The organism is Micromonospora sp. NBC_00821 (assembly GCF_036347035.1).
In the GTDB taxonomy this organism is placed as follows: Bacteria; Actinomycetota; Actinomycetes; order Mycobacteriales; family Micromonosporaceae; genus Micromonospora; species Micromonospora hortensis.
This window is the reverse complement of record NZ_CP108880.1, coordinates 6,339,552-6,353,097: the sequence shown is the minus strand read 5'-3', so window position 1 is coordinate 6,353,097 and position 13,546 is coordinate 6,339,552. Positions and strand designations below refer to the sequence as shown.

At 73.9% G+C, this 13,546-nt stretch carries 10 protein-coding genes; 9 read left to right on the top strand and 1 reads right to left on the bottom strand.

The window, feature by feature from the left end; genetic code table 11:
* Positions 1-53: 53 nt before the first annotated feature.
* The 5 genes from OHB44_RS29110 (at position 54) to OHB44_RS29090 (ending at position 6,063) form a co-directional block, all read left to right on the top strand.
* Entirely contained in the window at positions 54-755 is a 702-nt protein-coding gene (locus tag OHB44_RS29110; protein ID WP_030336721.1) for a response regulator transcription factor, read from the top strand.
* Positions 752-2,308 carry a sensor histidine kinase gene (locus tag OHB44_RS29105; RefSeq protein ID WP_238687410.1) on the top strand — a complete coding sequence of 519 codons (1,557 nt, stop codon included), beginning with the start codon at positions 752-754 and terminating at the stop codon, positions 2,306-2,308. The genes OHB44_RS29110 and OHB44_RS29105 overlap by 4 nt, the downstream gene beginning before the upstream one ends.
* Before the next feature lie 62 nt (positions 2,309-2,370).
* Positions 2,371-4,008: a trypsin-like peptidase domain-containing protein gene (locus OHB44_RS29100; RefSeq protein WP_330438900.1), complete on the top strand. Its 1,638-nt coding sequence runs from the start codon at positions 2,371-2,373 to the stop codon at positions 4,006-4,008.
* A 179-nt stretch (positions 4,009-4,187) separates the two neighbouring features.
* Positions 4,188-4,859, top strand: a complete 672-nt coding sequence (locus OHB44_RS29095; protein ID WP_238687408.1) for a BON domain-containing protein — start codon at positions 4,188-4,190, stop codon at positions 4,857-4,859.
* 148 nt (positions 4,860-5,007) lie between these two features.
* Entirely contained in the window at positions 5,008-6,063 is a 1,056-nt protein-coding gene (locus tag OHB44_RS29090) for a glycosyltransferase family 4 protein (RefSeq protein WP_238687479.1), read from the top strand.
* An 18-nt stretch (positions 6,064-6,081) separates the two neighbouring features.
* Here the strand turns inward: OHB44_RS29090 and OHB44_RS29085 are convergent, their stop codons facing one another.
* Positions 6,082-7,581 (bottom strand): protein kinase domain-containing protein, encoded by a 1,500-nt coding sequence (locus tag OHB44_RS29085; protein WP_442932632.1) that lies wholly within the window; start codon positions 7,579-7,581, stop codon positions 6,082-6,084.
* Between the two features lie 165 nt (positions 7,582-7,746).
* On the opposite strand from OHB44_RS29085, the gene OHB44_RS29080 reads away from it, so the two are divergent.
* From OHB44_RS29080 to OHB44_RS29065, 4 genes are read left to right on the top strand one after another with little or no spacing between them, the layout of a single operon-like run.
* Positions 7,747-8,580, top strand: coding sequence for a patatin-like phospholipase family protein (locus tag OHB44_RS29080; protein WP_238687406.1), 834 nt, complete (start codon positions 7,747-7,749; stop codon positions 8,578-8,580).
* Positions 8,580-9,584: a 1-acyl-sn-glycerol-3-phosphate acyltransferase gene (locus OHB44_RS29075; RefSeq protein ID WP_238687405.1), complete on the top strand. Its 1,005-nt coding sequence runs from the start codon at positions 8,580-8,582 to the stop codon at positions 9,582-9,584. The genes OHB44_RS29080 and OHB44_RS29075 overlap by 1 nt, the downstream gene beginning before the upstream one ends.
* 21 nt (positions 9,585-9,605) lie before the next feature.
* The gene (gene cutA / locus OHB44_RS29070) at positions 9,606-9,926 is read left to right on the top strand and encodes a divalent-cation tolerance protein CutA (protein ID WP_091406014.1); all 321 of its coding nucleotides are present in this window, start codon (positions 9,606-9,608) and stop codon (positions 9,924-9,926) included.
* Positions 9,927-9,974: 48 nt separating this feature from the next.
* On the top strand, positions 9,975-13,442 hold the full coding sequence (locus tag OHB44_RS29065) for an SCO7613 C-terminal domain-containing membrane protein (protein WP_330438898.1): 3,468 nt from the start codon (positions 9,975-9,977) through the stop codon (positions 13,440-13,442).
* The last annotated feature ends 104 nt before the right edge of the window (positions 13,443-13,546 follow it).

Sequence of the window (13,546 nt, the reverse complement as noted above, 5' to 3'; positions counted from 1 at the left end):
TTTTTGCAGGAAGCGTCCAGCGCTGGCGCAGTGATGTCACCGATGATGGGCGCATGCCCGCTACCCAGACCGAGGCGCGACTGCTCGTCGTCGAGGACGACCCCAACATCCTCGAACTGCTCTCCGCGAGCCTGCGGTTCGCGGGCTTCGACGTGGCCACCGCGACAAGTGGGAGCGCGGCGCTGAACGCCGCCAAGGACCACCGGCCCGACCTGGTGGTGCTCGACGTGATGCTCCCCGACCTGGACGGCTTCGAGGTCATCCGGATGCTCCGCGAGGGCGGCACGCGTACCCCGGTGGTGTTCCTGACCGCCCGGGACGCCACCGACGACAAGATCCGTGGGCTGACCCTGGGCGGCGACGACTACGTCACGAAGCCGTTCAGCCTGGAGGAGTTGACCGCCCGGATCCGCGCCGTGCTGCGCCGCACCACTACCGGCGAGCAGGCCCCGTCCCGGCTCACCTTCGCCGACCTGGAGTTGGACGAGGAGACCCACGAGGTGCACCGGGCCGGCCAGCGGGTGCAGCTCTCGCCGACCGAGTTCAAGCTGCTGCGGTACCTGATGCTCAACGCCAACCGGGTGCTGTCCAAGGCGCAGATCCTCGACCACGTCTGGAACTACGACTTCCGTGGCGACGACAACATCGTCGAGTCCTACATCTCGTACCTGCGGCGCAAGGTCGACACCACCCAACCCCGGCTGATCCACACTCTTCGCGGCGTCGGGTACGTCCTGCGCAAGCCGGCGGCGTGAACGCGGTCCAGCAGGCGAAGGGACGGGTGCGCAGCGTTCCGCTGCGGGTGAAGCTGGTCACCTCGGTGCTCGCGCTGGTCGCCGTCGCGCTTCTGGTGATCAGCTCGCTGACCGCGTACTTCCTTCGCAACTACCTGGAGGGCCAGGTCGACGGGCAGGTCCGGTCGACAGCCCAGGGCCTCGGCCAGGTGCTTCTGAAGCTGCGCAGCGGTGAGGTCGGCGCGTTGCTGCCCAGCGACTACGTCGTGATCGTGGCCGACGAGCGGCGGGTGTACGACCCCCTGTACGACAAGCGCAACTTCGACCCCGCGCAGCTACCCACGTTCCCCGCCAGCCGTAAGGACTTCGAGGCGGCGGAGGGCGAACCGCGCACTGTCGTCTCACACGATCGCCTCACCCGGTGGCGGGTCTACTACGCGGCTCAACCGGACGGGTCAGTGCTGGCAGTGGGTCAGCCGCTGACCGAGGTGGACCGGGCGGTGAAGCAGCTCGTCTGGATAGACCTCCTGGTCGGTGGCGCAGTGCTGATCATGCTGGCCTCGGTCGGCGCGGCGATCGTCCGGACCAGCCTCAAGCCCCTCGTCGAGATCGAACAGACCGCCGCGGCGATCGCCGGCGGTGACCTGACCCGCCGGGTGCCCGACCCGGAGGAGGGCCAGGCCGAGCCGACCTCGGAGCTGGGCCGGCTCTCCCGCGCGCTGAACGCGATGCTCACCCAGATCGAGGCGGCGTTCACCGCCCGAGCCGCGTCGGAAACCTCGGCCCGGTGGGCGGAGAGCGCCGCCCGGGACGCCGCCGCCGCCGCTCAGGCGTCCGAGGCGCGGGCCATCCGCTCCGAGGAGCGGATGCGGCAGTTCGTCGCCGACGCCTCGCACGAGCTTCGGACGCCGCTCACCACCATTCGTGGCTTCGCCGAGCTGTACCGGCAGGGTGCGGCAAGTGCGCCGGAGCAGACCGCCGGCCTGCTGCGCCGGATCGAGGACGAGGCGGCCCGGATGGGGCTGCTGGTGGAGGATCTGCTGCTGCTCGCCCGGTTGGACATGGAACGGCCGCTCTCGCTGACCCCGGTGGAGCTGCCGGTGCTCGCCTCCGACGCGGTGCAGGCGGCGCGGGCGATGGCGCCGGACCGGCGGATCGAGCTGGAGATCGCGCCCGAATCCGGCCCGCTCGTCGTCTCCGCCGACGACGCCCGGCTGCGGCAGGTGATCGGCAACCTGGTCACCAACGCGCTCACCCACACCCCACCGGAGGCAGAAGTCCGGGTACGGCTTCGCGCCGAACCGGGTGACTTCGCCGTCGTGGAGGTGGTCGACACCGGTCCCGGCCTCTCGGCCGAGCAGGCGGAACGGGTCTTCGAACGGTTCTACCGGGCCGACGCGGCCCGTACCCGGCGGGCCGACGGCAACACCGGCACCGGCCTCGGCCTGGCCATCGTGGCGGCGCTGGTCGCCGCCCACCACGGCTCGGTCGAGGTGGCCGAGACGCCCGGCGGCGGTGCCACCTTCCGGGTTCGGCTGCCGCTGCTGCCACAGGTCGACGGAGCGGGCGAGTGACTTTCAGCCAACTTCCAGGACGGTTCCAGGTTGATTGCAGTGCGGAGGGAGAAGGTAGTCCCATGACCGAGTTCGAGTCCGACCCGCAGCGCCGGCCGGCCCCCACCGACGCCGAGCCGTCGCACCCCACCGCCGAGCTGCCGCGAGACGAGCGCGCGCAGTCCGACTCCCCGACCACTCCCGTACCGGTCGTCTCGACCGGCGGCGACCCGACGGTCGCCTCCACCACCGGTGACGCGGAGGCCACCGCCGTCACCCCGGCCGCCGCGCCGGTCGGGTACCCCGGTTCCGCCGCGCCCGCCGGCCAGCCGGCCGCCGCTCAGCCGACCGGGTACGAGCCGTCGACCGGCTACGAGCGCCCGGCCGCCGCCGCGTCCGCGCCGCCGTACCCGGTCTCCGGTCACCCGGCGCCCGGCCAGCCCGGCTACCCGCAGCCGGCCGCCGGCCACTACCCAGGTGCCCAGTGGTACCCGGGTCAACAGTCCGGCTGGGCCGGCGGGGGCCAGCCGGGCATGCCGTACGCCCAGCACCAGCAGCACCCCGGGCAGCACGCCCAGCACCCCGGACAGCACCCGCACCACCCGGGCCAGCCGGTCCCGCCGTGGGGCCCGCAGGTCGCGCCGCCCGGCAGCGGCCCCCGGCCGGGCCGGATCGCCAAGTTCGCCGGTGCCGGTGTCGCGGTGTTCGCCCTGATGCTCGGTTCCGGTGTTGCCGGTGGGGCGCTCGCGCTCGCCCTCGACGGCGACGGTGGCGGCATCACCCGCACCTACTCCGCAGCTCCCGTGATCAATGGTGCCGACCTGCCGAAGATCGCCGCCTCGGTGCAGGACAGCGTCGTCTCGATCACCACCGGCAGCGGTGAGGGCTCCGGGGTGGTGCTCAGCGCCGACGGGTACGTGCTGACGAACAACCACGTTGTCGCGTCCGCCGCCGGCGACGCCGTGCGGGTGGTCTTCGCCGACGGCAAGACCGCCGACGCGAAGATCATCGGCACCGACCCGAAGACCGACCTGGCAGTGGTGAAGGCCAACGGGGTGAGCGACCTCAAGCCGGCCAAGTTCGGCGACAGCGACGCCATGCAGGTCGGCGACCAGGTGCTCGCTTTGGGCAGCCCGCTCGGTCTGCAGGGTTCGGTGACCTCGGGCATCCTCAGCGCCCGGGACCGCACCATCCGGGCCGGTGAGGGTCAGCCGCAGGACCCGACCCAGCAGCAGGGCCAGCCGGTCAGCTCGATCTCCGGCCTGCTCCAGACGGACGCCCCGATCAACCCCGGCAACTCCGGTGGCGCGCTGGTCAACACCCGGGGCGAGGTGATCGGCGTCAACACCGCCATCGCGACCTCCGGGCAGAGCACCGGCAACATCGGTGTCGGGTTCGCCATCCCCAGCAACAAGGCCAAGGACGTCGCGGGCAAGCTCCAGCGTGGCGAGAAGGTCAGCCACCCGTCGCTCGGAGTCGGCGTCAACCAGGCCGAGGGCGGCGGCGCCCTCGTCGCGTCGGTCACCCCGGGCAGCCCGGCGGAGAAGGCTGGCCTCCAGCGCGGCGACGTCGTCACCCGGTTCGGCGACAAGCCCGTCAACGACTCGGACGACCTGGTCGGCGCGGTGCAGGCCGGCAAGGTCGGCGACCGGGTCGAGGTCCAGTTCAAGCGCAACGGTGTCGAGAAGACGGAGACCGTGACGCTCGCCGAGACGTCCTAACCAGCTATGTGAAACCTGCTTCCTTCCTCCGGCGGCGGGTGGCGGGGCCGAGGGGGTCGGCTCCGTCACCCGCCGCTCTTTTCCGCCCAGACGGCGGTTCACCCGGATCGGGTGAACCGCCGTCACCCGCTTGCCCGGCAGGTTCGGAGGGCGACGACCGGAACCGGGGGTGGGGTGCCATGACCGAGGTGGTGGGTGTCCGCGACGACCAGCGGATCCAACGCGACGTTCTGGCCGAGCTGGCCTGGGACGCCCGGCTGCGACCGAACGAGATCGGGGTGACAGTCGACCAGGGCGTTGTCACCCTGACCGGATTCGTGGACGGTGCCGCCCGCGGCTGGGCCGCGACGCGGTGCGCGCAGCGGGTTCGCGGCGTACGGGCGGTGGCCGACGAGATGGAGGTGCGGCTGCCCGGCACTCCGGGGCGTACCGATGCCGAGGTCGCCAACGCCGCCACCCGCGCCCTGGAGTGGGACAGCTTCGTGCCCGCCGAACGGCTGGACGTGACAGTGGCGAACGGCTGGCTGATGCTGCGCGGTGAGGTCGAGTTCGGATGGCAGCGGCGGGCCGCCGAGGGCGAGGTGCGCCGGCTCGACGGCGTACGCGGGATCACCAACCTGATCGAGGTACGACCCGCGGCGCCACCGGATGCCGAACGGCTGCGGCGCGACGTCCAGCGGGCGTTGTTGCGCACGCTCGGCGGCGAGCGGGTGAGCGTCGAGGTGGACGGCGACACGCTGGTCCTCGCGGGCGTGGTCCGTTCCTGGTGGGAACGCGATCAGGTCGAGCGGGTGGCGTGGTCCGCGCCCGGGGTGCGGGTGGTCCACGACCAACTCCTGGTGGGCGGGTGATCGTCCGCCATGTCCGGTTTACCTGGGACGCCACCGGGAAACCGCCGCCGACCGGCGGTGCCGCCGCACCGGGGAGCAACGGGGAGGACTCGTGGCCGTGAACCACTCGCCTGCGGGCCGCCCCGAGGAGCGGTCGCTGCGCATCGCGATGGTGGTTCCGCCGTGGTTGTCCGTGCCGCCGCCTGGCTACGGCGGCCTCGAACAGGTCGTCGCCGCCCTGGTGGACGCGCTCTGCGGGCAGGGGCACTCGGTGACCCTGTTCGGCGCCGGAGGTGACCACGGCACGGCGGCCGACGGCTTCGTCTCCACAGTGGCCGAGGTGCAGTACGAGCGGCTCGGCGAGTCACTGCCCGAGCTGGCCCACCTGGCCCGGGTGAATCGGCTGATCAGCCCCGCCGACTTCGACGTGATCCACGATCACACCACCATCGGTCCGTTGGTCGCCGGCCGTCGGGCCGTGCCGACTGTCGCGACGGTGCACGGCAACCCCGTCGGGGAGTACGGCGACGTGCTGAGCGACATCGACGCGGGCGTCGCACTGGTGGCCATCTCGCACGCCCAGCGCCGGCTGAACCCGAACCTGCCCTGGGCCGGCACCGTGCACAACGCGCTCGACATCCGCGGCTTCCCGCGCAAGCACACGCCCGGCGCGGGGCCGGTGCTGTGGCTGGCCCGGTTCAGCCCGGACAAGGGCCCGGACACCGCCATCCGCGCGTGCCGGGCGGCCGGACTGCCCCTGCTGTTGGCCGGCAAGTGCAACGAGCCGGCCGAGCGCCGCTACTACGAGCAGGTCGTCGCGCCGATGGTCGACGAGGACGTGACAGTCGTGCTCAACGCGGACCGCGCGACGACGCTGCGGATGCTTGTCGACGCCCGCTGCCTGATCATGCCGATCCAGTGGGACGAGCCGTTCGGCATGGTGATGCTGGAGGCGATGGCCACCGGCACCCCGGTGGTGGCTCTCAACCGGGGTGCGGTGCCGGAGCTGGTGCGGCCGGGGCTGACCGGGCTCGTCGTCGAGCGGTCGGAGGAGCTGCCCGCGGCGTTGCTCGAGGCGGAGCGGCTCGACCCGGAGGACTGCGTGGCGCACGTCGCTGGGAACTTCTCGGTCGAGCGGATGGCGAGCGGCTACGCGGATGTCTATCGGCGCTTCGCCCTCGGTCGGCACGGCGTCCGTGAACCGGCCCGGGTGCCGGTGCGCTGACCCGCCGGTGTCGCCGGGTCAGGCCCCGGTCGCGCCCAGCTCGGCGATGGCGGCGTCGAGCCGAGAGGCGTACGCCGGGCTGATGCCACCCTCACCGAGACGGACGGCGACCTTCGCGCGCAGCCGGGCCACCGGCGGCGCCAGCTCTTCGCGGCCGGAGCTGACCGCCACTGTCAGGTTGCGGAGCTCGTTGCGCAGGTCGAGGGCCACGTCGTCGCGGATCTCGCCGGCGCTCAGGCCGGCGCCGATCAACCTGTCGACGCGGTTCGCGACCTCGGTCAGGGTGCCCGGGTTCGAGGTGGGCGCACCGGTGGTCGGCTTCGTCGACGGCGCCGGGGTCGGCGGGGTCGACGTGATCGGCGGGGACGACTCGGGGGCCGGCGGGTCGGTCGACGGTGTCGTGACCGGCCCGGCGGAGGGCTGCGCCCGGCGGGTCGGCTGCTGTTCGGGTAGCAGGGCCACCCCGGCCAGTGTCACCCCGACGGCCAGCACCAGCAGCAACACCAGCCGCCGCCGCGACCAGCCCGACCCGGTCGCCGGCTCGCCCGCGCTGGAGGAGGTTCCGCCGTCCGACGTGTCTCCGTCCAGTCGTGCCGCCGCCGGGACGCTGGCCGTGGCGACGGCGGGCGACTGCTGTGGCAGGGGCTGGGTGGGCACCCGGATGGTCGCCGTCGGGGGCTCGGCGGGCAGCGCGTGGTCGCGGAGCGCGGTGGCGACCTGCCGGGCGGTCGGCCGATCGGCGGGGTTCCGGGCGAGGCTGCGCAGGCAGATCTGGGCCACCGGTGCGGGCAGGTCCGGTAGGTCGGCCAGCGTCGGCGGCGGTCCAGTGGCCAGCGCGGCGCTGAGCTGCTCCCAGGTGTCCGCCGGATACGGAACCCGGCCGGTGAGCGCCTCGTGCAGCAGCACACCGAGCGAGTAGACGTCGGTGGACGGTTGGGCCGGCGCGCCGTCGAGACGTTCCGGGGCGACGTACGCGGGGGTGCCGAAGGTCTCGCCGTCCTCGTCCTCGTCGGGCGCGCCGATCCGGGTGGCGATGCCGAAGTCGAGAACCTTGACGCCCGTCCCGGTCATCATCACGTTGGCCGGGGTGATGTCCCGGTGCACGATGCCGAGCCGGTGCGCGGCGGCCAGCGCGTCCGCCACCTGCGCGCCCACCTGGACCGCCTCGGTCCACGGCAACGGCCCCTCGGTGAGCCGCAGCTTCAACTCCTCGCCGCTGAGCAACTCCATCACCACGAACGAGGTGATCGAGCCGTCCGGGTCGACCGTCTCGCCGTAGTCGTGCACCGAGGTCAGGTGCGGGTGCACCAGTTGGGCGGCGGCCCGTGCCTCCTCGCGCACCATGCCCCGGAACCGCGCGTCGGCGGCGAGTGACGGAGCGAGCACCTTCAGCGCGACCACCCGGTCCAGTACCTCGTCCCGGGCACGCCAGATGACCGACATGCCACCGGCGCCGATCTGGTCCAGAAGTCGGTATCTGCGAGCCAGCAATCGGCCCGGATGCAGCGCTGCCTTCAACGATCGCACCTGCCTCAGGGGTGGGAGCGGTATCAGGTTGCGCGAATGCGTCCTGCCTGTCAACGCCGTCGCCACCGGCCGTCGACGGACGGTGCCTGCCGTGCGCCGACCGCCGGTCGACAGCGGCCCACCGGGCGGCTGCGGGCCCGTGCCAGGATGAGAGACATGGCGGGGGGACCGGTGGCGTTCGTGCTCGGCGGCGGTGGAGTGCTCGGCGCGGTCGAGGTCGGCATGTTGCGTGCCCTGTTCCGGGCCGGTATCCAACCCGACATGGTCCTCGGCACCTCGATCGGCGCGGTCAACGGCGCGCTGGTCGCCGCCGACCCGTCGGAGGCGGTGACCGACCGGCTGGTCCGGCTCTGGGCCTCGCCGGAGGCGAGCGAGGTGTACGGCGACTCGGTCGCCCGGCAACTGCGCCGCTTCGCCGCCCGTACCCACCTGCACTCACCCCGGCCGCTGCGCCGCCTGCTCGAGACCGAGCTGGGGGTGGACACCACCTTCGCCGACCTGCGGGTGCCGTTCCGGTGCTGCGCCGCCCACATCGAGCGGGCCGCCGAGCACTGGTTCGACAGCGGTCCGGTGGTGCCGGCCGTGATGGCGTCGGCCTCGGTGCCGGGCCTGCTTCCGCCGATGGAGATCGACGGCGCGCACTACGTGGACGGCGGCATCGTCAACTCCATCCCGATCGGCGAGGCGGTGGCCGTCGGCGCCCGCCGGATCTACGTCCTCCAGGTGGGTCGGATCGAACGGGAGCTGACCCCACCCCGTCGGCCGTGGGAGATCGCGCAGGTCGCGTTCGAGATCTCCCGCCGGCACCGCTTCTTCCGGGAGTTGGCGGCGCTGCCGGAGGGGGTGGAGGTGCACGTCCTGCCGACCGGCGGGCTCAACCCGCGCGACGACACGCCGTGGGCGTACCGGGACATGGCGGCGGTGGGCCGGCGGATCAGCCGCGCGTACACCGCCTCCCGGCGCTACCTCGCCACCCACCTGGAGAGTTGATGTCGCTGCCTCCCCGGTGGCTGCGTCGGCTGCTGCTCGCTCCCGCCGTCGTGTTGCTCGCCTTCCTCGTGGTCACCACGTTGCCGATCTGGGCGCTGCTCGCCGCAGCCGCGTCCCCGCTGGTCCCCGGCCGGTTGCGCCCGCTGCGACTGCTCTGGATCGGCTGCTTCTACCTGGTCTGGGACGCCGCCGCGCTGCTCGCGCTCTTCCTGCTCTGGGTCGTCTCCGGCTTCGGCTGGCGGGCCCGGTCCCCGGCCTTCCAGCGCGCGCACTACGTGCTGGCCGGCTGGTTCCTGCGGGTGCTGTTCTGGCAGGCACGCTGGACACTGCGCCTGAGCATCGACGTGGTGGGCACCGACCCGGACACCGCGCTGCCCGGCCGGCCCGAGCTGGTGCTCTGCCGGCACGCCGGGCCGGGCGACTCGTTCATCCTGATCCACGGGCTGGTCAACTGGTTCCACCGCGAGCCACGGATCGTCCTCAAGGACAGCCTCCAGTGGGATCCGGCGATCGACGTGCTGCTCAACCGGCTGCCCAACCGGTTCATCGCGCCGACCCCGGAGCGCGGCGAGGAGACGGTACGCCAGGTCGGGCACCTCGCCACCGGCCTGGACGACAACGACGCGTTCGTGATCTTCCCCGAGGGTGGCAACTTCACCCCCAGGCGACGGCTGCGCGCCATCGCCCGGCTGCGCTCCCTCGGCCTGGAGAGGATGGCCCTGCGCGCCGAGCGGATGCGCCACGTGCTCGCCCCGCAGCCCGGTGGGATGCTCGCCGCGCTGGACGCCGCACCGGACGCCGGGGTCATCTTCGTCGCCCACACCGGTCTGGACCGGATGCTCACCGTCGCCGACGTGTGGCGGGAACTGCCGATGGACAAGCGGATCGTGATGCGGTTCTGGTCCGTGCCGCCGGAGGACGTACCGACCGGACGGCAGGAACGCATCGACTGGCTCTTCGATTGGTGGGCGCAGATTGATGCCTGGATCGCCGCTAATCGGTAAATGTCCGCGTAGGGTGCGGGCGTGGACGAGATCTGCGTGGTGACAACGGTGGTGGACGCGCGTTCGGTCGCCGACGTGCTGGCGGCTGCGGCCGTCGCCGGCAGGCTCGCCGCCTGCGCCCAGGTTGGTGGTCAGGTGGACAGCACCTACTGGTGGCGGTCCGGGATGGAGACGAGCACCGAGTGGTCGGTGCAGTTCAAGACCGCACCGGATCGGCTCACCGCGTTGCTGGACCAGATCCGGGTCAGCCACCCGTACGAGGTGCCGGAGATCCTGGTGTCCAGGGTGGAGAGCGGCAACCCCGACTACGCCACCTGGGTGTACGAGCACACCCGATCCTGAGTACGCGCACTCTGGGTCGTACCCCGGTCGGTTGTCGATGATGACCGGGTGGACGACACCCGTTACCCCTGCCCCGCCTGCGGTGCACCGGCCGATCTGAGCGCCGGTTGCTCCGGCTGCCGACGCGCGCCCGACCCGATCGCCGCCGAGGTGGTTCGGCTGAGCCGGGAGGTGGCCGAGCTTGAGCCGCAGGTGGAGCGGGCTCGCCGCGCGTACGCCGAGCTGGCCGGGCGGCTGTCGACAGTGTCCGGGCGGCGGGCCGAACTGGCCGCCGTCGTCCGCGCCGGGTTGGCGGCCTCGGTCGTGGCGCGCCAGGCGCCTGTCGTCGGCCCGGCGCCGTTCATCGGTCCGGGCCCCGGGGTCGCCACGGGTTCGCGGCCGGGTGCGGCGGAGACCTCGACCCGCACGGTCCAGGGCCTGCTCTTCGTCCTCGGCGGACTCCTGCTGGGCACTGCGGCGGTGGTGTTCACAGCGGTGGCCTGGGCGGCGGTGGGGGTCGCCGGGCGGGCGTTGATCCTGGTGGCGTTCACAGCGCTCGCGCTGGGCGTACCGCTGCTGGCGGTCCGGCGAGGGCTGCGCGGTACGGCGGAGACGTTCGCCGCGGTGGGATTGCTGCTGGTGGTGCTGGACGGTTACGCGGCCTGGTCGGTGGACCTGGCGGGCGTGACCGGCTGGCCGGGCAGCCGGTACGCCGCGCTGGTCGGGGGGGCCAGCGCGGCGGTCGCCGTGGCGTACGGCCGGTGGAGCGGGTTGACGGGGCCCTGGTTCGCCGCCCTGGTGGCCGCCCAGCCGGCGTTGCCGCTGCTCGCTGCCGAGGCCGGGCTGGGCGCGGCGGGGTGGGCGTTGGTACTGCTCGGGGTGGCGTCGCTGAACCTGGCCGTGCTGACCGCGCTGCGTGGCCGGGGAGGGGCGGCGCAGCTCGTCGGCCGGGTGTTGGCCGGCGCCGGTCACGTCGCCGCGCTGGTGGGTGCCTCGGCGTGCGCGATGGTGCCGCTGGTCGCTGGGCGGGCGGGGGGCTCGCCACTGCTGGCCGGGGTGCCGCTGTTGCTTGTCGCGTTGACCGGGTTCGGTGCGGCCTGGCTCGTCGGGGGGCGGGCGCTGCGGGCGGTGGCGGCCGGGTTGCTGGTGCCGGTGCTCGCCGCCGCCCTGCTGCGTCCGGTGGCGGAGCTGCGGCCGTCAGTGCTGCTGCTCGCGGCGGCGACGGTGGCGCTGGCGATGGCCGCCGCCGTGCGGCTCCTGCCGGTGGTGTCGGCGGTGGACGGTGGCGGGGGTTGGCGGACCGGTCCGCGGGCCGGCGCGCTGGTCGTCGCGGCGGGTACGGCGCAGGTCACCGCGTTGATCACCATCGGGCTGGCGGTCGCCTCCGTCGGCCGGTCGCTGCCGCCCTGGGGCGGTGCCGGGACCGGGCCCGACCTGAGCTGGGGTTGGCAGCTGGCACCCGCTGTGGCACTGGCGATCGGTGCCACGGTGCTGCTGCTCCCTCTGAACACGCGGGCGGTGCTCGCCACGGCCGGCGCGGTGGCGGTGCTCTTCGCCGTACCCGCCGGCTGGTCGGCCTCCTGGCCTCAGGTGGTGGCCATCGACCTGGTCGGCGGGGTTGCGCTGCTGCTCGCCGTGCTGGCCCGCCCGGGTACCCCATCGGTCGCCCTGCGCACCCGCGCGCTCGGCGGTGCCGTCCTGCTCGGGCACGGGCTGCTGGTTGCCCTGGCCGCGCCGACCGGTGCCCTGGTGGCGCTCGGCGCGCTCGCCGTGGTCGGGCTGGCACTGGCCGTCCGGCGGGGGGCCGGCGCGTACCGGGAGGTGGCCGGCGTGGGTCTGCTGGTCGGGCAGCTCGCGCTGCCCGGGATAGCGGCGGTGGCGATGTTCGCCGCGGGCGGGCCGCCCTGGTGGCAGGCCCGGCTCGCGCTGGCCGCCGCCGGGCTGTCGCTGGTCGCGGCGCTCGCGGCCCGCCGCCACCGGGTGGAGCTGATCGGGTACGCCGTGACCGGCGCCGTCGCGGCGGTGACAGTGCCCGGCCTCGCGCCTCTGGTAGGGGCGGGTGACGAGCCGCTCGTGCTGTACGCGGCGCTGGCCGCGCTGGGTGTCACGTTCGTCGCCTGCTGGCTGCCATCGGCGAGCGCCCCCGGCCAGGCGGCCCTCGGGGACCGGTCGGCGGCCCACGGGCGCGAGTCGGCCCGGTCGGCGCTGTTGCTGGCGGCCGGCGGAACGCTGGCGGTGGTCGCCGTCCTGGCGGCCCTGCCGACGGTGCTGACCGCGCTCGGGTCGCCCTACGGCGGCGGGAACCGGGTGTGGTCGGGGGTGCCCACTGTCGTCGCCGACCCGACGGTGCTCCCGGTCGGGTTCGCGCTGCTCGTGCTGGCGGTGGCCGGCGCGCTGGCCGGTCGGCGGTTCGGCCTGCCGGTGCCACCCGCGCTGCCGTTCGTCGCGGCGGCGCTGCCGGTGCTGCTCATCGCGATCGGCGCGCCGTGGCCGGTGCTGCCGGCCGCCGTTCTGCTCACCGGCCTGGCGGCGCTGCTGTTCACCGCGCTGGCGGCAGCCCGCCCGGCGCTCACACCGGTCGCCGTGCCGGTGGGCGTGGTGCTGGTGGCCTCCGGTGTGCTCGGTCTACTGGTCACCCGCGCCGGGACGCTTGCCGCCGAGGGGGCGCTGCTGGTGGCGGCGGTCGCGGTCGCCGCCGGGGCGCGCCGGTTCGAGGTACGGGTCGCCGGCTGTCTCGCCGCCGTGGGCGCGGCGTCCGCGTTGGCGGTGACCGCCCCGCTCGCCGGTGGGCTTCCCTTGCGGGCCGCCGCGTACCCACTGCTGACGGTGGCCGCGTTGGTGCTGGCCGCCGCGGCGGTCACCCCGGCGCGGGTCCGGCTGGGACGGGTGCTGGACGCCGCCTCGCAGGCCGTCGCGCTGGTGGCGGCGGTGCTCGCCGTCGAGGCGGCGCGGCACCTCGCCACCGTCTGCGTGCTCTGGGGTGTCGCCGTCGCGCTGCGGCTGCTGCGCCGGGGCGAACCGGCCGCTCGGCGGTGGGCGTTCGCCGGGATCGCCGCCGGCAGCGAGTTGCTCGGGGCCTGGGTGCTGCTGGCCGCCGGTGGGGTGACGGTGCTGGAGGCGTACACGCTGCCGGCCGCGGCGCTCGCCGTCGGGGCGGGCCTGCTGGCGTTGCGCACCCGCCCGGGGTTGACCAGCTGGCCGGCCCTCGGCCCGGGGCTGGTCGCGGCGTTGCTGCCCAGCCTCGTGTCGGTGCTGGCCGGTGCGGACCCGCAGCCCTGGCGGCGACTGCTCCTCGGCGTGGCGGCGACCGGCGCGGTGCTGGCCGGCGCGACCCGCCGGTGGCAGGCGCCGGTGCTGCTCGGCGGCGGGGTGTTGACGTTGTTGGCGCTGCACGAGCTGGCCCGAGGGTGGGATCTGCTGCCCCGGTGGATCTACCTGGGAATCGGCGGGCTGGCGCTGGTCGGACTCGCCGCCACCTACGAGCGGCGTCGACGTGACCTGGCTCGACTGCGCGCCGCGGTGGGCCGACTGACCTGAGTCGAACCAGTAGGGGTAGGGCCTGCCCTACCCCCCATTCGGGGGTTGTCGGGGTTACTGAGGGCTACCGCGATCGGGAGACTTGACATTAAGCCCGAACCACC

Excerpts from the sequence above, each read along its gene's own strand:
- OHB44_RS29110 (WP_030336721.1), top strand. The coding sequence starts at position 54 with ATGCCCGCTACCCAGACCGAGGCGCGACTGCTCGTCGTCGAGGACGAC.
- OHB44_RS29100 (WP_330438900.1), top strand. The coding sequence starts at position 2,371 with ATGACCGAGTTCGAGTCCGACCCGCAGCGCCGGCCGGCCCCCACCGAC.
- OHB44_RS29095 (WP_238687408.1), top strand. The coding sequence starts at position 4,188 with ATGACCGAGGTGGTGGGTGTCCGCGACGACCAGCGGATCCAACGCGAC.
- OHB44_RS29090 (WP_238687479.1), top strand. The coding sequence starts at position 5,008 with ATGGTGGTTCCGCCGTGGTTGTCCGTGCCGCCGCCTGGCTACGGCGGC.
- OHB44_RS29080 (WP_238687406.1), top strand. The coding sequence starts at position 7,747 with ATGGCGGGGGGACCGGTGGCGTTCGTGCTCGGCGGCGGTGGAGTGCTC.
- OHB44_RS29075 (WP_238687405.1), top strand. The coding sequence starts at position 8,580 with ATGTCGCTGCCTCCCCGGTGGCTGCGTCGGCTGCTGCTCGCTCCCGCC.